Source organism: Halalkalicoccus tibetensis (assembly GCF_037996645.1).
GTDB classification, from domain to species: domain Archaea; phylum Halobacteriota; class Halobacteria; order Halobacteriales; family Halalkalicoccaceae; genus Halalkalicoccus; species Halalkalicoccus tibetensis.
This window is the reverse complement of record NZ_JBBMXV010000004.1, coordinates 128,925-145,308: the sequence shown is the minus strand read 5'-3', so window position 1 is coordinate 145,308 and position 16,384 is coordinate 128,925. Positions and strand designations below refer to the sequence as shown.

Below are 16,384 nucleotides of genomic sequence, written 5' to 3'. Positions count from 1 at the left end.
CTCGCCTCGCAAACCCCCGAACGTTCATGAGTCAACAAGCCACAAGCGCCTCGCAGCACTACATCGCCGGGGAGTGGACCGACGGCGAGGGAAGCGAGACCTTCGAGAGCGCCAACCCCGCGACCGGCGAGACGCTCGGCGAGTTCCGACGGGGGACCGAATCCGACGTCGACCGCGCGCTCGCCGCGGCCGACGAGGCCTTCGAGGAGTGGCGCGCCCTCTCGTACATCGACCGCGCGGAGTACCTCTGGGACATCTACCACGAGCTGAAGGACCGCCACGAGGAACTGGGCCGGGTCGTCACCGAGGAGTGTGGCAAGGAGATCAGCGAGGGGAAGGCCGACGTCGCCGAGGCCTGGCACATGGTCGAGTGGGCCGCGGGCAACGCCCGCCACCCCCATGGCGACGTCGTCCCCAGTGAGATCCCCGCGAAGGACGCCTACATGCGCCGCAAGCCACGCGGCGTCGTCGGCTGCATCACCCCGTGGAACTTCCCGGTCGCCATCCCGTTCTGGCACATGGCCGTCACGCTGGTCGAGGGTAACACGGTGGTGTGGAAGCCCGCCGAACAGACCCCCCGCTGCGGACAGATCATCGCCGAGATGTTCGAGGACGCGGGCATCCCCGAGGGCGTGTTCAACATGGTCCAGGGATTCGGCGACGCCGGCAACGCCATCGTCGAGGACGAGCGCGTCTCCACCGTCCTCTTCACCGGGAGCGCGGAGGTCGGCCACGAGATCGCGGGCAAGGTCGGAAGCGAGCCCGGCAAACTGGCCGCCTGCGAGATGGGCGGGAAGAACGGGATCGTGATCACCGAGCAGGCCGACATGGACACGGCGGTCCACTCGGCGATCATGTCGAGCTTCAAGACGACGGGCCAGCGCTGTGTCTCCTCGGAGCGCCTGATCGTTCACTCCGACGTCTACGACGAGTTCAAGGAGCGCTACGTCGAGCTCGCCGAGTCGGTCAAGATCGGCGATCCGATGGACGAGGACACGTTCATGGGCCCCGTCGTCGACGACAGCCAGGTCGAGAAGTTCCACGAGTACAACGAGCTCGCCCGGACGGAGGGCGCCGAGGTGCTGGTCGACCGTGCCGAACCCGATTCCGAGGAGCTCCCCGAGGGCTCCGAGGAGGGCCACTGGGTCGGGCCCTTCGTCTACGAGGTCGAGTACGATCCCGAGCTGCGCTGCCTGAAGGAGGAAGTCTTCGGGCCGCACGTCGCACTGGTCGAGTACGAGGGCGACGTCGAGGAGGCGATCGAGATCCACAACGACACGCCCTACGGGCTCGCGGGCGCGATCATCTCGGAGGACTACCGCCAGATCAACGCTTTCAGGGATTACGGCGAGGTCGGACTCGGCTACGCGAACCTGCCGTGTATCGGCGCGGAGGTCCACCTACCGTTCGGCGGCGTGAAGAAATCGGGCAACGGCTACCCGAGCGCGCGCGAGGTGATCGAAGCGGTTACCGAGCGGACGGCCTTTACCCTGAACAACTCGCGGGACATCGAGATGGCACAGGGGCTCTCGGCGGACATCACGACGAGCGAGGACTGAGTAGAAGCGTCCCGCTCACGGGTTCGAGTTCCGAAAGGACAGAGGCGGGGCCGGGCCAGACCCCGTGTCCCGATAGGGCACTGCGCTGGTTCCTCACCAGCGATTAGACGTACCGCGCCGATAGGTATCAGTATGGTGATGCTAACGGGGCGTTAGGGGGTGAGTAGAGGCGAAGCGAGGCGGGAGATGGATCGCCGAAGCGATCCGGTGGGGCGCGACGGCCGGGATTTGTGTTTGCCGTCAAGCGAGAAAAGCGCTCTCGGGCAACTGTCCCTCGGGCGTCGAGCCTTATAAACGTGTCTCGATCGGTCCGTTGAGTGACGGATCCGTGGGACGCTAAAGCATGGCCTACAGCCGGCGGTCCCGGAGCGCCGGGAACTCATCGCGGACCCGCTCGACGCGGTCGGGCTCGATCTCGCAGTCCACGAACGTGGGGTCGTCGGCCGCGCTCGCGAGGGTCGTCCCCCACGGGTCGAACACCGTCGAACGGCCGACCAGCCGACTGCCCTCGTGTTCGGCGCTGCCGTTGACCGTCGCGACGTAGCACTGGTTCTCGATCGCCCGCGCCCGCGAGAGCGTCGTCCAGTGTTCGATCCGCGGGTAGGGCCACGCGCTCGGCACGAGCAGGAGGTCGACCCCGTGCTCGACGAGCTCTCGGTACAGTTCGGGAAAGCGCAGGTCGTAGCAGGTCGTGATCGCGGCGGTGAACCCGCCGACCTCGCAGATCCCGCCGGTCGGGTCCTCGCCGGGGACCAGCAGTTCGGCCTCGTCGGACTCGTAGCCGAAGAGGTGGTGTTTCCGGTAGACGGCCCGGCGCTCGCCCGAGGCGTCGAACAGGACCGCGGTGTTCGCGAGCCCCTCGTCGGCGGGCCGCGGGACGTCCGCGGTCTCGGGTGCCGCGGCGGTGGCCGCGAGGTCCTCGACGATCGTCCCCGCGAGGACGTCGACCCCGTGGTCGGCGGCGGCGTCGGCGAGCCGCGAGAGCGTCGGGCCGGCGAGCCCCTCGGCCGCCCCGGCGTACTCGTCGAACGCGAAGTAGCCGACGTTGAAGATCTCGGGTAAGCAGACCAGATCGGCCCCGCGGCCGGCGGCCTCCTCGACCGCCTCGGCGGCACGCTCGACGTTCCCCTCGACGTCGCCGTGCTCGATGTCGAGTTGGGCAAGTGCGAGCTTCATCGTCGGTCGAGGTAGTCGCGGATCGCGCGTTCGAGGTTCTCGAGCTCCGAGTCGAGGTTCTTCTTGAAGAAGCGCTCGACGCCGGGGAGCTTGCCGTCGACGACGAACTCGTTGGTGAGCCGGCAGCCGTCGTCGGTCCCCTCGAGGCTGTGTTGGCCCGTGACGCGCATCACCCTCGACCGGCCGACGAACTCGACGTAGCTCGGCGGGTCGCGCTCGGTATCCTCGGTCTCGACGCGGGCGGCCTTCCGGATCACCGGGACCGGGATGTCGATGTGCCAGATCGCCTCCCGGCCCGCCTCGTCGGTGACCTCGTAGTCGGAGACGACGCTGATGGCCCGTGCCCGTCGCTCCGGGTCCGAGATGAACTCCCAGACCTCCTCGCACGTCGCCGGCAGCTCGAACCGTCGTTGGACACGGACAGTCATACAGGGAGGCAGGGCTCGGTGATCAAAAAGCCGCTGGATCGGTCAGCTCAGGGTGACTCGCCAGGTGGTCGAGCGCGACCGGCCCCACTTCTCGATCTCGACCTCGTCGGTCTTCTCGTCGAGATGGGGGAGCCGCGCGCCGACCTGCTTCGAGGAGAGGCCGAGCGCCTCCGCGATGTTCTTCGATCGGAAGTAGCTCTCGCCGGCCGAGACGCTGTCACGGAGGTAGGCGACGATGCGCTGGTCCTCGTCCGTGATGTCGGTCATTACACGGAGTAGGGCGCTGACGGCCTTAACGATTTCCCGGCTATGCGTAGGCGTGGACGGCGACGATCAGGACACAGCCCGCGAGCACCGCGGCCGCGAACCCCCACGCCGCGAGGAGGTCGACGGGCGCGGCGACCATCGCGAGCGCCCCGCCGACCGCGAGCAGCCCGAACAGCAGCCCGAATCCCAGTCCCTTGTCCGTCGTCGCCTGCGTCGTACGTGCCATGGCGCGCCATACGAAACCGGACGCTTAGTTCGTTGTGGTTCGATCCGAACCGATCGCGCGGTGCGGTGGCCGGCGCGAGTGCGGCCGCCACCTCGGCGGCCGCACGCGCGGGACGGGGAAGGGCTGGCGTCCCCAGCGAGGGGTTCGGATCCGAACCCCTCGCAACGCGGCCTGGTGGTCTCGAAAATCGCTTCGCGATTTTCTGGACCCGAAAAGACCAGTCGTGGTCTTTTCTTGGAAATGAAAAGGGCGAAGAATCGACGCCAGTCGATTCTGAGGGCTTTCAGGGGAAGGTGCCGCCCTCCTCGAAGGCCTGCGCGACCCGGTCGATGGCGACGACGTAGGCGGCGATGCGGAAGCTCGGCACGTCGTGGGTCTCGTAGGTCTGGACGAGGTCATCGAACGCGTTCACGATGACGGTCTCGAGCTCGTCGTTCACGCGCTCCTCGTCCCAGTAGAAGCGCTGGCGGTTCTGGACCCACTCGAAGTAGCTCACCGTGACGCCGCCGGCGTTCGCGAGGATGTCGGGGAAGACCGCCACGTCGCGGTCGGTCAGCACGTCGTCGGCCCGCGGCGTCAGCGGGCCGTTGGCGGCCTCGACGATCACGTCGGCCCCGACCTCGCGGGCGAGCTCCTCGTCGATGGCGTTTTCGAGGGCCGCGGGCACGAGCAGGTCGACGTCCAGCGTCAGCAGCTCCTCGCCCGAGAACTCCTCGTCGGCGCCCTCGAAACCCGAGACGCTGCCGGTTTCGTCCTTGTGCTCGCGCACCGCTCGGGTGTCGAGGCCCGACTCGCTGTGGATCGCCCCCGAGGAGTCGCTGACGGCGACGATCGTCGCGCCCTGCTTCTCCAAGAGGTTCGCGGCGACCCAGCCGGCGTTGCCGTAGCCCTGGACCGCGACGGTCGCGTCCGCGACGTCCCGGCCGAGGTAGTCGAACGCCTCGCGGGCGGTGAGCATCGTCGAGCGTCCCGTCGCCTCGACACGGCCCTCGCTGCCGCCGCTCTCGATGGCCTTCCCGGTGACGACGCCGGGTTCGGTGGTGTTCTCCAGGGTCTCGTAGGTGTCCTTCAGCCAGTTCATCTCGCGCTGGCCGGTGTTGACGTCCGGCGCGGGGATGTCCCGATCCTCGCCGATAAAGGGGCGTAGTTCGGTCGCGAAGGCCCGTGTGATCCGCTCGAGTTCGGCCTCGGAGTACTCGCGGGGATCGATGACAATCCCGCCCTTGCCGCCGCCGTAGGGGATGCCAACGATCGCGGTCTTGTAGACCATCCATCCCGAGAGGGCCTTCACCTCGTCCCGGGAGACGTCCGGGTGGTATCTGATTCCGCCCTTGTACGGGCCGCGATCGCCGTTGAACTGCGAGCGGAAGGCCCGAAAGCGCCCGAGCGATCCGTCGTCGAGCTCGACCGAGAGGTTCGTCTCGAGGACGCGTTCGGGATGTTTCAGCCGGCCGAGCACGTCCTCCCCGAGGTCGAGGTAGGCGGCGGCGTCGTCGATCTGCTCCTGTAAGCTCTCGAACGGGTTCGTCTGCTCGGCCATGGTCTATCATCACTCCCAGCGCGATGTTAAGCATGCCGGAGCAGACCTCGAAGCTGTTTAGCGGCTCCCGTGATCGCCCTCGGCGAGGCGGACACGCTCGAGGACCTGCTCGGCACGGGCGACCAACGGCGCGTCGATCATCTCGCCGTCGACCCGGAAGACGCCCCGTCCCTCGCGTTCGGCCCGCTCGCGGGCCTCGAGGACGCGCTTCGCCCACTCGACGTCCTCCGGATCGGGCGAGAAGGCCTGGTTGATGGGACCGACCTGAGCGGGGTGGATCGCCATCTTGCCGTCGTAGCCCAGTCCGGCGGCGAACCGGGTCTCCTCGGCGAGCCCCTCCCGGTCCTCGATCGCGGTGTAGACGGTGTCGACCGCCCCACAGCCGGCGGCGCTCGCGGCGATCACGACGCGCTCGCGGGCGTAGAGCACCTCCGTCCCCTCCTCGCTCCGAGTGGCCCCGATGTCCGCCGCGAGGTCCTCGGCACCGAAGGCGAGCGCGTCGGTCGCCTCGTAGGCGGCGATCTCGGGCGCCGCGAGCACGCCCCGGGCGCTCTCGATCAACGCGATGACGGGAAGCGAGTCGCCGTGCTCGCGGACCCGTTCGTCGAGCGCCGCGACGTCCGCCCCGCTCGCCGCCTTCGGCAGCATGAGGCCGTCGGGCCGGGTGCGGTCGAGGATCGCGAGGTCGTTCTCGAACTCGGGGTTGACCCGCACGCGGACCTCGCAGGCGGGATCGAACTCCGGATCCGACAGGACCTCGGCGACCGCCTCGCGGGCCTCGGCCTTCCGGCCGGGGGCGACGGCGTCCTCGAGGTCGAAAACGACCACGTCCGCGCCCGCCGCGGGTGCCTTGCGAAGCATTTCGGGACGGTCGCCCGGCGTGAACAGCACGCTGCGTCCGATCATGCCGGCGCGACGGCCGGGCGGGGCATAAACCCCCACCGGCAGGGTTTTGCCCGATCCGGCCGACGCCAGCCCATGCCCGGACTGTACTACGGGGAGTTCGAGGTCGGCGAGACGATCGAGCACGACAAACGCCGCACCGTGAGCGAGGCCGACAACCAGCGCTTCTGTGACATGACCATGAATCAGCAGCCGCTGCATCTCGACGGCGAGTTCGCCTCCGAGAGCCAGTTCGGCGAGCGCGTCGTCAACGGCCTCTACACCATGTCGCTGGCGGTCGGGCTGACGATCCCCGAGACGACGGATGGAACGATCGTCGCGAACCTCTCGTACGACGACGTCTCACATCCCGCGCCCGTCTTCCACGGCGACACGATCCGCGCGCGCTCGACCGTCACCGACAAACGCGAGACCAGCGACGGCGAGCGCGGCGTCGTCACCATGCACGTCGAGGCGTTCAACGGGGACGACGAACTGGTCTGTGAGTTCGACCGGACGGTGCTCTCGCTGAAGGCCTAGGTGGCCACGACGATCAGGGTCACGTTGATCAGCGAGGCGATCGTCCAGGGGATCGCGAGCCCCAGCGGGACGACGGCGGTGTAGCCCGCCGGTAACACTGCGCGCCCAGCGAGCCCGACACCGAGCGCGAACAGCTTGAGGACGCCCAACGACGCGTATCCGAACTGTTCGAGGCCGTAGCGCGCGATCGGATTGCCCTCGACCAGCCCCCGCTCGACCCCGTAGTACGTCAGGACGGTGTCCGCGACCATCGAAACGACGACGATCCCCCACAGCGCCGGCTCGTGTCGTGAGAGCGCGCTCATCGCTCCCCCCTCGTGTGTCGACATCCGTTCGATCTACGCGACCTGTCGGTATTGTTATCTATTCCCTATACACCGATAGGAGGGATCCTAAGCCGGGTTCCCGAAACCCGATCAGCTGCCGGCAGCACGGGTATGACCGTCGCGTGCGAGTCGGGAGACGTGAGTCCAACCGTTCTCATCACCGGCTGTTCGTCGGGAATCGGCCATGCGACCGCCCTCGCCTTCAACGAGCGTGGCTGGGAGGTGTACGCCACCGCCCCCGATCGGTCGTCGATCGACGACCTCGAGGAGGCGGGCTGTCACGTCGCGAAGCTCGACGTCACCGATCCGGGTGACGCGGGGGTCGTCGCCGATCGGATCGTCGACGAGCAGGGCCGGATCGACTGCCTGTTCAACAACGCGGGCTACGGCCAGATCGGCCCCCTCGAGGAGCTCCCGACCGAGCAGCTGCGCGAACAGTTCGAGGTCAACTACTTCGGGGCCCATCGGGTCGCCCGGGCGGTCCTTCCCTACATGCGCGAGCAGGGCTCGGGGCTGATCGTCAACACCTCGAGCGTCTACGGACGGACGATACTCATGGGCCAGGGCGCCTACGCGAGCTCGAAGTGGGCCCTCGAGGCGCTGAGCGACACCCTTCGGGTCGAGCTCTCCGACCACGACGTCGACGTCGTCTCGCTCGAACCCGGCCCCGTCGAGACGGAGTTCGGCGAGCGCGCGATCGGGGAGATCGACAAGCTCGAGCGGACCGGCGCCTACGAATGGTTCTACACCCTCTTCGACACCCGCAGGTACGGCCGACGGCTCATCGACCGCGCGCTCGGTCACGTCCAGCCCGAGGACGTCGCGGAGGTGGTCATCGAGATCGCCGAGAGCGAGGACCGCCCGCGCCGGCGGATCGTCGGCCCCTGGAAGTACATGGTTTGGCTCGGCTACGTCCTCCCGGACGGGGTGCGCGATCGGGCCCTGGAGCTGCTCAAACGGCTTCCCTGAACGCCAAAGCCCCCGCCGTCGGCGTCGTTCCGGCCTCAGAGCACCGTCCCGTGTTTCTTCTCGGGCAGCTCCTTCTCGAGGTCCTCGTAGAACGCGAAGCGGTTGGCGAGCTCCTCGCGCAGCGTGCTCGGCGGGACGATCTCGTCGATGACCGCCTCGCTGGCCATCCGGTGGACGTCGATGTCCTCGCGGTACTCCTCGCGCAGCTCCGCCTCGCGGGCGGCGCGCTCCTCCTCGTCGTCGATGTCGGCGAGCCGGTTGGCGTAGACGGCGTTGATCGCCGCCTCCGGGCCCATGATCGCGATCTCGCCCGAGGGGAGGGCGATCGTGCTCTCGGGGTCGTAGGCCGGCCCGCTCATCGCGTAGATGCCCGCCCCGTAGGCCTTGCGCACCACCACGCACTGTTTGGGTACCGTCGCCGAGGAGGTCGCGTAGATCATCTTCTTGCCCTTCTCGAGGATCGCGTCCTTCTCGACCCCGGAGCCGGCCATGAACCCCGGCGTGTCACAGAGATACAGGAGGGGTATGTCGTAGGCGTCGGACTTCCAGACGAACTCCGCGGCCTTCTCGGCGGCGTCGGGGAAGATCGCCCCCGCGCGGTGGTCCGGCTGGTTCGCGACGATCCCGACGGGACGGCCGTCGATCCGCGCGTAGGCGGTGATGACCTCCTTCCCGTAGTCGGGCCTGAGCTCGAAGTAGCTGCCGCGATCGACGACCCGTTCGATCAGGTCGACCATGTCGTAGCCCCGGTTTGGCTCCTGGGGCACGACGGAATCGATCCCCTCGGGCGAGCGTTTCGGCGGTTTCGACTCGCCCCGCGGGGGTTTCTCGCCGGCCTTGTCGGGCAGGTACGTGATTAGCTGTGCGACGAGCTCTCTGGCGTGTTCCTCGTCGCGCGCGACCAGGTCCGCCGAGCCGGAGTGTTCGGCATGCACCTGCGGGCCGCCGAGGTCGTCCATGTCGATCTCCTCGCCGGTAACCATCCGCACCATTCTGGGACTAGCTATCGCCATCGCGCTCATCCCCTCGACCATCACGGTGAAGTCGGCGAAGACGGGGGTGTACGCGGCCCCGGCGATGCAGGGGCCGTAGAGCACGCAGATCTGGGGAACTCGCCCCGAGAGCATGGAGTGGTTGTAGTAGTACTTCCCGATTCCTTCCCTATTGGCGAAAAAGCCCCGCTGCTTGTCGATCCGTCCCCCGGAGGAGTCCATCAGGTAGAGCACCGGCTTGCCACTTTTCAGGGCGCGCTGTTGCATCCGGAGGAACTTCTCCACCCCTTTTCCGGCCATGCTGCCGGCTTTCACGGTGAAGTCGTTGGCCATGAAGTGGACCTCTCGAGAGTCGAACTCCGCGGCGCCCGTCAGCAGTCCGTCGGCGGGCAGGCGGTCCTCGGCGTCGAACTCCGCGAACTTCCCGTCCTCGAACAGCAGTCCGTCCTCGCCGAACCAGAGGTCGAGCCGGTCGCGCACGAACAGCTTGCCCTGCTCGGGGAGGCGGTCCTTGTACTTCTCGGGGCCGCCCGCCTCGATGTCGGCGATCTCCTCCTCGAGAAGTTCCTCGCGCTCGGTCGGCCCGAGGTCGTCCTCGTACTCGACGACGGCCTCCCGGACGGCGGTCGGCTCGTCGCTGTCGCCGACATAGACCTCGACCTCGCCGTCGACGTGCTCTGCGAGCGCGGCGGCGATGGCGGAGGCCTCCTCCTCGCTCGCACCCGCACTGATCCGGACGTTCATACCCCGTTTGTGAGGGGTGATTTGAAACAGTTTTCCATTGAGGAGTAGGACTATGGCGCCGACGGGACAACGGACAGGCATGGACGTCCTCATGACCGGCGCGAACGGGACCGTCGGGACCGCGATCGCCGACGGGCTCGATCGGGGGTTCGCCACGCTCGACGCGGCGGGCGAGGCCGACTACCACGCCGACGTCGCCGACTACGAGGCGATCCGACCCGCCTTCGAGGGCCGGGACGCGGTGGTCCACCTCGCGGGCTACGCGTCGACCGACGCCACGTGGGAGGAGGCCCTGACGAACAACGTCGTGGGGACGGCGAACGTGCTCCGGGCGGCCGACGACGCGGGCGTCGACCGCGTCGTCTTCGCCTCCTCGAACCACGTCGTCGGGATGTACGAGGCCGACCACGCGCCCGAGCTGTACGAGCCCGGCTACGACCTGCTGATCGATCACACGGATCCCATCAGGCCCGACTCCCACTACGGCGCCTCGAAGGCCTGCGGCGAGGCGTTCGGCCGCCAGTACACCGAGAACCACGGGATCCGGTTTCTCGCCCTACGGATCGGCACCGTGAACGACCCGGGGTACGACCACCCCTACGGTGACGCGGAACTGGGCGTCGAGAGGGGCGAATGGGAGCGCGGGAGCGAGGCCTACGACCGGCAGGTCGCCCGGATGAAGGGGACGTGGCTCTCGCGGCGGGACTGTGCGAGCCTCGTCGAGCGCTGTCTCTCGGCCGACCGGCGCTTCGAGGTGCTCTACGGCGTCAGTGACAACGAGCGACGCTGGTTCGACATCGATCACGCCCGCGCGGCGGTCGGCTACGACCCGCGGGACGACGGCGAGGAGTGGGACGAACCCCCATAGTGTCACAACTCTTTAGTGAACGGGCGTAATTAGATCTAATTACGATGTCCCACGAGCACACGAGCGACGACGACGGGATCTCGCGGTACGACCTGATCCTCGGGATGATTCCCGGCGTGTACGTGCTCGGCTTCGCCGCACAGGCGGTGCTTTCGGTCTCCCTGCCGTTGGTGCTTCTGGTGGCCTCCCTCGTCGCGGCCACGGGACTGCTCGACGCGCTCGTCGTCCACCCGCCGGCGTAGGTTCGGTACCGTGTCCCGAACGGCAGACACAAGGCCAGCGTTTAGGCGTGCCGGCGATCACGTTCGAGTCGAACGACCACTATGAGCACGGCGACACCCGATCTCCGCGAACGGATCGAGACCGTAGAGAACGCGTCGGCCGACCGGACGAGCCTCGTCACGGTCGCCATCCCGCCCGAGGAGGACCTCGAGGCGGTCCGCAACCGTATCGAGCACGACCACGCCGAGTCGGAGTACGGCGACTCGGAGCCGACCAACCAGTTCGTCGAGGAGGCCCTCGAGGAGCTGCGGGGGATCCTCCGGGAGTACGACGAGGTCCCGCCGAACGGCCTGGTCGTCTACGCGGGCGTCGTCGACGAGGAGTCCGTCGAGTACGTCTTCGACGACCTCCCGACGCCGATCGAGGAGTTCGTCTACGAACAGGGCAACGAGTTCGACACCGACCCCCTCGAGAGCATGACCGAGCCCTCGGCGACCTACGGCCTGCTCGTCGTCGAGCGCGGCGGCGCGGCGCTGGGCCACCTCGAGGGCGAGGAGGTCGTCCCCGTCGAGACCCTCGAGAACGAGGTCGCCGAGGAGACGCCCTCGCTCGACAGCGCGCCCGAGGAGGCCGAGGGCGGGGCCCTCGAGGACCGCCAGGCCGAGTGGAAGGAGGGCTTCTTCGACGACGTCGCTGACGCCGCCGAGCGCGCGTTCCTCGGCGAGGAGCCCGTCGACGGCCTGCTCGTCGGCGGCACCGAGATCACCGTCGAGGACTTCACCGGAGACGACCGGCTCGACCACCGGCTGCAGGACCTGCTCGCCGGCACCTACAGCGTCGAGTACGCCTCCGAGCAGGGGCTCCGACAGCTCGCCGAGCGCGCCGAGGACGAACTCACCGAGGCCGAGGACCTCCCCGCCCGCGAGGCGCTCGACGAGTTCTTCGATCGGGTCGATGACGACGACGGAGTCGTCTACGGGCGCGAGACAGTCGACGAGGCGCTGACCTACGACGCCGTCGAGACGCTGCTGCTCTCGGAATCGGTCCCCGCCGAGGAGGCCAGCGAGCTGGCCGAGCGCGCCGAGGAGATCGAGGCCGACCACGTGATCGTCCCGACCGACATCGAGCGCGGCGAGCAGTTCGAGGAAGGGTTTGACGGCTACGGCGCCCTGCTGCGCTTCGAGATCGAATAAGAGCCCGGCTTTTCCGCCTTCGGCGTCCTCGAATCGATCAGTTCAGGGCGTCCTCGAGCCGGTCGATCAGCCCGGTCGAGCCGACGTGAACGGGAACGCGCCCGTGGAGGTCGTCGGGCTCGACGTCGAGGAGCGAGCGCTCGCCGTCCGAGGAGCGCCCGCCCGCGGCCTCGACGATATACCCCACCGGGTTGCCCTCGAACTGGAGGCGCAGCTTGCCCTCCGGCGCGGACTCCAGTGCGGGGTAGGCGAAGACGCCACCGTAGGTGAGGATCTGGTTGACGTCGCCGATCATGGAGCCGCCGTATCTGAGCCGGAGGCTCTCGTCGCTCTCTATCTCCTCGGCGTACGCGGCGAACTCGTCGGGCCAGTCGGGGACCCGGCCGCCGAAGCCGTAGATCGCCGGCTCGTCGGGAAGCGTGAGCTCCTCGCGGACCGCCTCGCGCTCGCCGTCGGTCACGACGTACTCGGTGACTTCACCCTCGACCGCGGCGGCCATCGTCGTGATCGGGCCGTAGAGCACGTAGGCCGCCCCGACGAGCTCCCGGCCGGTCGCCGGAAGCGGCGCGTCGTAGACGCCCACGATCGTCCCCATCGTGTTGTTGGGCTTGAGGTTCGAGGAGCCGTCGAGCGGGTCGACCGCGACCGCCAGGCCCTCGCCGGTGTCGACGGCCTCCTGGGTCTCCTCACTGGCGTACTGGCCGACGCCGCTGATGGCGCCCAGCCGCTCCTCGAGCAGCTCGTCGGCGTAGTCGTCGGCGGCCAGCCGGAGCTCGCCGCTGGGGTTCTGGTCCTCGGTCTCGGTCCGCCGACCCGGCAGGGCGGCACGAACCTCGGGGGCGGTGCTCGCGACCGTCTCGAAGACCTCGTCGACGACGGTTGCTCGGTCCATCAGTCGTCGGATGCGGCCGCGGCCTCGGCCCCCATCGAGTCGAGCGCCTCCTCGGCGGTCGCGCCCTCGAAGATGACCTCTTCGAGCCCGTCGAGGATCGATTCGGGGTCCTCGCGCTGGAAGACGTTCCGCCCGACCGCGAGCCCCGAGGCCCCGGCGTTCATCGCCTCCTCGACGGTCTCGAGGAACGCGCGGTCGTCGGTCTTCGACCCGCCCGACATCACGACCTTGCTCTTCGCGGCCATCGCGCAGGCGTGTTCCATCGCCTCGGGGTCGCCGGGATACTTCACCTTCGTGATGTCGGCGCCCAGTTCGAGTCCGAGCCTAGCCGCGTAGGCGATCGTGTCGGGCTTGGTGTCGTTCTTCAGCCCCTGGCCGCGCGGGTACGACCACATCACGACGGGCAGGCCCTGGTCGCGGGCGCCCTCCTGGACATCGCGGAACTCCTCGGCCATCTCGACCTCGTGATTCGATCCGCCATAGAGGGTGAAGCCGACCGCGTCGGCGCCCAGCTCGGCGGCGTACTCCGGCGAGCAGTTCACCGCCGAGTCGTGCTCGCCCATCCAGAGGTTCGAGGTGCCGTTGAGCTTCAACAGGAGGTTGGCGTCGTCCTCGTAGGAGGGGTAGTACGCCTCCGCGACCCCCTTCTGGACGGCCGTCGTCGTCACCGCGTCGTGGGTCGCGAGCTCGAAGATCCGTTCGGGGTCCATCGTCTCGGGGACGGGCTCGAAGTCCACCGGCCCGTGCTCGAGCCCGTGGTCGTAGGCGAGGATCAGTGCCTTCCCATCGCGGACGATCGGGGAGTCGGTGAGTGGCAGCATCTGTTTCACAGTTCCGTTACCTGCTATAAGAATCTACTGCCAGCGTGCCGTTTCCCCGTTCCCCTCTCCGGCGATTAGCGTCGCCCTGGCGTGCGGTATCGGGCGACCCATTGAAATAACTAACTACCGGAATAGTAAACGCTCGCCCAGCATACTTAGGGCCTCCCCGCGTGAACCGGGCCCATGGACATCGAGTCGATCGAGCGGGTCGGCGTCGTCGGCGCGGGGACGATGGGCAACGGGATCGCGCAGGTCTGTGCGGCAAATGGGTACGAGGTCCTCATGCGCGACATCGAAGCCGAGTTCGTCGAAAAGGGGATGGACGCTATCGACGATAGTTTGGGAAGATTCGTCTCGAAGGAGCGCCTGAGCGAGGAGGAAGCCGAAGAAACGAAAGAACGGATCACCGGGACGACCGAACTCGACGATCTGGCCGACTGTGATCTCGTCATCGAGGCCGCTGTCGAAAAAACGGAGATCAAGCAGGAGATTTTCAGCGATTTGGAAGAGATCACGCCTCGGGAAACGGTTCTCGCGACCAACACCAGCACGCTCTCGATCACGACGATCGCGAGCGCGACCGAGCGCGAGGGACAGGTGATTGGACTGCACTTCATGAACCCCGTCCCGATCATGGAGGGCGTCGAGGTGGTCGTCGGCGAGAAAACGAGCGAGGAGACCGTCGAGTTCGCCCACGCGTTCGCCGAGGACGTCGGCAAGACCACCTGGGAGTCCGACGACAAGCCCGGCTTCGTCACCAACCGGATCCTGATGCCGTGGATCAACGAGGGGATCCGCGCGTTCGACGAGGGGGTCGCCTCGAAGGAGGATATCGACGCCGGAATGGAACTCGGCACGAACGTCCCGATGGGACCGCTGACGCTTGCGGATCACATCGGGCTGGACATCTGTCTCGACGCCAGCGAGACGCTCCATGAGGAGCTGGGCGATCGGTACAAGCCAGCCTACCTGCTGAAACGGAAGGTCGCGGCGGGCGATCTGGGCAAGAAAACGGGCGCGGGCTTCTACGAGTACGAGTGAGCGGAAACGATCAAGATCTCGCGGCGGAGCTGTACCGCGAGCTCGCGGCGACCGAGGACCTCCCGATCGAACGGACGGCGAACCGGTGGATCGGCGAGGCCCAGGCAGTCGCCCGGGAGGTCCGCGACGTGAGCTCCGAGGAGGTACGCCGCGAGGGCGCGCGGGACGTGGTGCGGCTGCTCTCGGAGGTCGACGGGACGGAGAACGAGCGGGCCGACGAGCACGTGCGACGTGCGCGCGAGCTCGCCGAGCGGCTGGCTCAGGCCTGATCGAAGGGCCGTTCGGCGATGACCGTCCGGAGCTCGCCGACGGCGGCGGCGTCGGTCTCGCCGAGCATCCGCTCGACGATCGCGTGGACCTCGGCCCGGGAGATCTTCACGCCCTCTCCGGAAAGGGCGTCCTCGGGCCGGTCCGAGAGCTCCCGGAGGGTGCCGACCGCGAGCAGGTAGGGGATGGCCCACGCGGCCAGTCGGTTGCCGTCGACCTCGGGCAGCGCCTCGAGGTAGCGCTGGGCGTCGTCGAGGAACGATCGGGCGTGGTCGGCGGTGCGGTCGACGACTGCGGCCGCGTCGTCGCGGTGTTCCTCGGCGAGCAGCGCCTCCTGTGGGATCCCCTCGCCCTCAAGCCATGCCGCGGGCAGGTAGACGTTGTCCTCCTGGCGGAGATCGGTGTGGACGTCCTTCGAGATGTTGACCAGCTGGAGCAGGAGGCCGAACGACTCGGCGTTCTCGTAGAGGACCCGCTCGGTCGACTCCTCGAGGGCCCCTTCGCGCCGACAGAGCAGGTTCGTGATGAGGACCCCGACGGTCCCGGCGGCGTAGTAGCAGTACTCCTCGAGCTCCTCGCGGGTCTCCAGACGCAGCCCTCCCTGCTGGCCGTAGCGATCGACGAACAGCGCCATCCCGGCGACGAGCTCGAGGACGGGCGGGCGGATCGCCTCCTTGACCGGTTCGGGCTGGCGCTCGAACGTCCGGACGACGCGGGGGGCCTCGGCGACGACCGCCCAGTCGGCCTCGCGTCGCCCGTCCTCGGGGATCCACTCGGAAACGGCGTCGGTGAACGCCTCGGCGCCGGTGGGATCGACGGGATCGAGGACCGCGTGATAGGTCCGGAGCAGCGTCGACTGGGTCTCGGGCGGGATGTGGCCGGCGTCCTCGACGGTGTCGGCGATACGGCAGAGGAGATAGCCCACACAGATGTACGAGGACATCGGTTCGTCGAGTACGTCGATCGTCAGCGCGAACGTCCGAGAGACGCCATCGACGGCCTCGTGACACCATTCGAGGTCGGCGGTAGCTTCGGGGAGCGAACTCCGGGAGGATCCAGACATGGCCGTTGTCCGCTCTATGCGTCGAAGACAAAAAAACCCACAGGACCCGGCGTGAGCCGTCCGAAGCTTTAGGACTGTCGCCCGTCTGAGGACAGGATATGGTACTCAAGCGGCTGCTCGGACTCGGCTCGAAGCGCCTGCGCGCGCTCACCATCCTCGGGGCCGCGGGGAAGGCTCTGGTTCGAGGACGGCCCCTGCGCGGGATCGGTCTGGTCGTCGTCGCGGCGCTGACCTGGAAGTACTTCGTCGTCGCGTCGGTCGCACAGCTGCTGATCGGCGCGCTCCGGCGCGCCGACGCGAGCGGCGACGAGGACACGACCGGGACGAACGACGGCCCGGCCGGGGCCGACCCCGACGCCTGAGCCGGC

Annotated in this window: 20 protein-coding genes; 9 read left to right on the top strand and 11 right to left on the bottom strand. The window is 68.0% G+C overall.

Translation table 11 applies throughout. The features are described 5' to 3' along the window. The first annotated feature begins 26 nt into the window (after positions 1-26). The gene (locus tag WOA58_RS13480; RefSeq protein ID WP_340604765.1) at positions 27-1,559 is read left to right on the top strand and encodes an aldehyde dehydrogenase family protein; all 1,533 of its coding nucleotides are present in this window, start codon (positions 27-29) and stop codon (positions 1,557-1,559) included. Positions 1,560-1,907: 348 nt separating this feature from the next. Here WOA58_RS13480 and WOA58_RS13475 read toward each other — a convergent pair whose 3' ends face one another. The 6 genes from WOA58_RS13475 to WOA58_RS13450 all read right to left on the bottom strand — a co-directional run bounded on the left by WOA58_RS13475 (position 1,908) and on the right by WOA58_RS13450 (position 6,102). Continuing rightward, positions 1,908-2,735 carry a carbon-nitrogen family hydrolase gene (locus tag WOA58_RS13475; RefSeq protein ID WP_340604764.1) on the bottom strand — a complete coding sequence of 276 codons (828 nt, stop codon included), beginning with the start codon at positions 2,733-2,735 and terminating at the stop codon, positions 1,908-1,910. Beyond that, complete coding sequence (locus tag WOA58_RS13470; RefSeq protein ID WP_340604763.1) at positions 2,732-3,163, bottom strand: CoxG family protein; 432 nt, start codon at positions 3,161-3,163, stop codon at positions 2,732-2,734. The genes WOA58_RS13475 and WOA58_RS13470 overlap by 4 nt, the downstream gene beginning before the upstream one ends. 42 nt (positions 3,164-3,205) lie before the next feature. After that, positions 3,206-3,430: a DUF7123 family protein gene (locus tag WOA58_RS13465; RefSeq protein WP_340604762.1), complete on the bottom strand. Its 225-nt coding sequence runs from the start codon at positions 3,428-3,430 to the stop codon at positions 3,206-3,208. A 40-nt stretch (positions 3,431-3,470) separates the two neighbouring features. Then, complete coding sequence (locus WOA58_RS13460; protein ID WP_340604761.1) at positions 3,471-3,656, bottom strand: DUF7525 family protein; 186 nt, start codon at positions 3,654-3,656, stop codon at positions 3,471-3,473. A 283-nt stretch (positions 3,657-3,939) separates the two neighbouring features. Next, positions 3,940-5,196 (bottom strand): Glu/Leu/Phe/Val family dehydrogenase, encoded by a 1,257-nt coding sequence (locus WOA58_RS13455; RefSeq protein ID WP_340604760.1) that lies wholly within the window; start codon positions 5,194-5,196, stop codon positions 3,940-3,942. Between the two features lie 57 nt (positions 5,197-5,253). Beyond that, entirely contained in the window at positions 5,254-6,102 is an 849-nt protein-coding gene (locus WOA58_RS13450; protein ID WP_340604759.1) for an HpcH/HpaI aldolase/citrate lyase family protein, read from the bottom strand. 72 nt (positions 6,103-6,174) lie between these two features. On the opposite strand from WOA58_RS13450, the gene WOA58_RS13445 reads away from it, so the two are divergent. Further along, positions 6,175-6,618 (top strand): MaoC family dehydratase, encoded by a 444-nt coding sequence (locus WOA58_RS13445; protein WP_340604758.1) that lies wholly within the window; start codon positions 6,175-6,177, stop codon positions 6,616-6,618. Here the strand turns inward: WOA58_RS13445 and WOA58_RS13440 are convergent. Beyond that, the gene (locus WOA58_RS13440; RefSeq protein WP_340604757.1) at positions 6,615-6,923 is read right to left on the bottom strand and encodes a DUF5658 family protein; all 309 of its coding nucleotides are present in this window, start codon (positions 6,921-6,923) and stop codon (positions 6,615-6,617) included. The genes WOA58_RS13445 and WOA58_RS13440 overlap by 4 nt on opposite strands. A gap of 132 nt (positions 6,924-7,055) precedes the next feature. On the opposite strand from WOA58_RS13440, the gene WOA58_RS13435 reads away from it, so the two are divergent. Beyond that, positions 7,056-7,913, top strand: coding sequence for an SDR family oxidoreductase (locus WOA58_RS13435; RefSeq protein ID WP_390220959.1), 858 nt, complete (start codon positions 7,056-7,058; stop codon positions 7,911-7,913). 35 nt (positions 7,914-7,948) lie between these two features. Here WOA58_RS13435 and WOA58_RS13430 read toward each other — a convergent pair whose 3' ends face one another. Then, positions 7,949-9,649: an acyl-CoA carboxylase subunit beta gene (locus WOA58_RS13430; protein ID WP_340604755.1), complete on the bottom strand. Its 1,701-nt coding sequence runs from the start codon at positions 9,647-9,649 to the stop codon at positions 7,949-7,951. Positions 9,650-9,728: 79 nt separating this feature from the next. On the opposite strand from WOA58_RS13430, the gene WOA58_RS13425 reads away from it, so the two are divergent. The 3 genes from WOA58_RS13425 to WOA58_RS13415 all read left to right on the top strand — a co-directional run bounded on the left by WOA58_RS13425 (position 9,729) and on the right by WOA58_RS13415 (position 11,932). Further along, the gene (locus WOA58_RS13425) at positions 9,729-10,517 is read left to right on the top strand and encodes an NAD-dependent epimerase/dehydratase family protein (protein ID WP_340604754.1); all 789 of its coding nucleotides are present in this window, start codon (positions 9,729-9,731) and stop codon (positions 10,515-10,517) included. A gap of 44 nt (positions 10,518-10,561) precedes the next feature. Then, positions 10,562-10,759, top strand: a complete 198-nt coding sequence (locus WOA58_RS13420) for a hypothetical protein (protein ID WP_340604753.1) — start codon at positions 10,562-10,564, stop codon at positions 10,757-10,759. Between the two features lie 81 nt (positions 10,760-10,840). Continuing rightward, entirely contained in the window at positions 10,841-11,932 is a 1,092-nt protein-coding gene (locus WOA58_RS13415) for a baeRF10 domain-containing protein (RefSeq protein ID WP_340604752.1), read from the top strand. Positions 11,933-11,969: 37 nt separating this feature from the next. On the opposite strand, the gene WOA58_RS13410 is transcribed toward WOA58_RS13415, so the two are convergent. After that, on the bottom strand, positions 11,970-12,824 hold the full coding sequence (locus WOA58_RS13410) for a class 1 fructose-bisphosphatase (RefSeq protein WP_340604751.1): 855 nt from the start codon (positions 12,822-12,824) through the stop codon (positions 11,970-11,972). Continuing rightward, the gene (locus tag WOA58_RS13405) at positions 12,824-13,645 is read right to left on the bottom strand and encodes a class I fructose-bisphosphate aldolase (protein WP_340604749.1); all 822 of its coding nucleotides are present in this window, start codon (positions 13,643-13,645) and stop codon (positions 12,824-12,826) included. The genes WOA58_RS13410 and WOA58_RS13405 overlap by 1 nt, the downstream gene beginning before the upstream one ends. 183 nt (positions 13,646-13,828) lie before the next feature. Between WOA58_RS13405 and WOA58_RS13400 the strand changes: the two genes are divergently transcribed. Next, the gene (locus tag WOA58_RS13400) at positions 13,829-14,686 is read left to right on the top strand and encodes a 3-hydroxyacyl-CoA dehydrogenase family protein (protein ID WP_340604748.1); all 858 of its coding nucleotides are present in this window, start codon (positions 13,829-13,831) and stop codon (positions 14,684-14,686) included. Next, on the top strand, positions 14,683-14,955 hold the full coding sequence (locus tag WOA58_RS13395; protein WP_340604747.1) for a hypothetical protein: 273 nt from the start codon (positions 14,683-14,685) through the stop codon (positions 14,953-14,955). Before WOA58_RS13400 ends, WOA58_RS13395 begins: the two co-directional genes overlap by 4 nt. On the opposite strand, the gene WOA58_RS13390 is transcribed toward WOA58_RS13395, so the two are convergent. After that, on the bottom strand, positions 14,946-16,016 hold the full coding sequence (locus tag WOA58_RS13390) for a phytoene/squalene synthase family protein (RefSeq protein WP_340604746.1): 1,071 nt from the start codon (positions 16,014-16,016) through the stop codon (positions 14,946-14,948). The two genes, WOA58_RS13395 and WOA58_RS13390, sit on opposite strands and share 10 nt — an antisense overlap. Positions 16,017-16,114: 98 nt before the next feature. On the opposite strand from WOA58_RS13390, the gene WOA58_RS13385 reads away from it, so the two are divergent. Continuing rightward, positions 16,115-16,378, top strand: a complete 264-nt coding sequence (locus tag WOA58_RS13385; protein ID WP_340604745.1) for a hypothetical protein — start codon at positions 16,115-16,117, stop codon at positions 16,376-16,378. Positions 16,379-16,384: the final 6 nt, after the last annotated feature.

What these genes read in the sequence shown, in the direction of transcription:
- WOA58_RS13480 (WP_340604765.1), top strand. Translation starts at nt 27, where the DNA reads ATGAGTCAACAAGCCACAAGCGCCTCGCAGCACTACATCGCCGGGGAG.
- WOA58_RS13475 (WP_340604764.1), bottom strand. Translation starts at nt 2,735, where the DNA reads ATGAAGCTCGCACTTGCCCAACTCGACATCGAGCACGGCGACGTCGAG.
- WOA58_RS13470 (WP_340604763.1), bottom strand. Translation starts at nt 3,163, where the DNA reads ATGACTGTCCGTGTCCAACGACGGTTCGAGCTGCCGGCGACGTGCGAG.
- WOA58_RS13465 (WP_340604762.1), bottom strand. Translation starts at nt 3,430, where the DNA reads ATGACCGACATCACGGACGAGGACCAGCGCATCGTCGCCTACCTCCGT.
- WOA58_RS13460 (WP_340604761.1), bottom strand. Translation starts at nt 3,656, where the DNA reads ATGGCACGTACGACGCAGGCGACGACGGACAAGGGACTGGGATTCGGG.
- WOA58_RS13455 (WP_340604760.1), bottom strand. Translation starts at nt 5,196, where the DNA reads ATGGCCGAGCAGACGAACCCGTTCGAGAGCTTACAGGAGCAGATCGAC.
- WOA58_RS13450 (WP_340604759.1), bottom strand. Translation starts at nt 6,102, where the DNA reads ATGATCGGACGCAGCGTGCTGTTCACGCCGGGCGACCGTCCCGAAATG.
- WOA58_RS13445 (WP_340604758.1), top strand. Translation starts at nt 6,175, where the DNA reads ATGCCCGGACTGTACTACGGGGAGTTCGAGGTCGGCGAGACGATCGAG.
- WOA58_RS13440 (WP_340604757.1), bottom strand. Translation starts at nt 6,923, where the DNA reads ATGAGCGCGCTCTCACGACACGAGCCGGCGCTGTGGGGGATCGTCGTC.
- WOA58_RS13435 (WP_390220959.1), top strand. Translation starts at nt 7,056, where the DNA reads ATGACCGTCGCGTGCGAGTCGGGAGACGTGAGTCCAACCGTTCTCATC.
- WOA58_RS13430 (WP_340604755.1), bottom strand. Translation starts at nt 9,649, where the DNA reads ATGAACGTCCGGATCAGTGCGGGTGCGAGCGAGGAGGAGGCCTCCGCC.
- WOA58_RS13425 (WP_340604754.1), top strand. Translation starts at nt 9,729, where the DNA reads ATGGACGTCCTCATGACCGGCGCGAACGGGACCGTCGGGACCGCGATC.
- WOA58_RS13420 (WP_340604753.1), top strand. Translation starts at nt 10,562, where the DNA reads ATGTCCCACGAGCACACGAGCGACGACGACGGGATCTCGCGGTACGAC.
- WOA58_RS13415 (WP_340604752.1), top strand. Translation starts at nt 10,841, where the DNA reads ATGAGCACGGCGACACCCGATCTCCGCGAACGGATCGAGACCGTAGAG.
- WOA58_RS13410 (WP_340604751.1), bottom strand. Translation starts at nt 12,824, where the DNA reads ATGGACCGAGCAACCGTCGTCGACGAGGTCTTCGAGACGGTCGCGAGC.
- WOA58_RS13405 (WP_340604749.1), bottom strand. Translation starts at nt 13,645, where the DNA reads ATGCTGCCACTCACCGACTCCCCGATCGTCCGCGATGGGAAGGCACTG.
- WOA58_RS13400 (WP_340604748.1), top strand. Translation starts at nt 13,829, where the DNA reads ATGGACATCGAGTCGATCGAGCGGGTCGGCGTCGTCGGCGCGGGGACG.
- WOA58_RS13390 (WP_340604746.1), bottom strand. Translation starts at nt 16,016, where the DNA reads ATGTCTGGATCCTCCCGGAGTTCGCTCCCCGAAGCTACCGCCGACCTC.
- WOA58_RS13385 (WP_340604745.1), top strand. Translation starts at nt 16,115, where the DNA reads ATGGTACTCAAGCGGCTGCTCGGACTCGGCTCGAAGCGCCTGCGCGCG.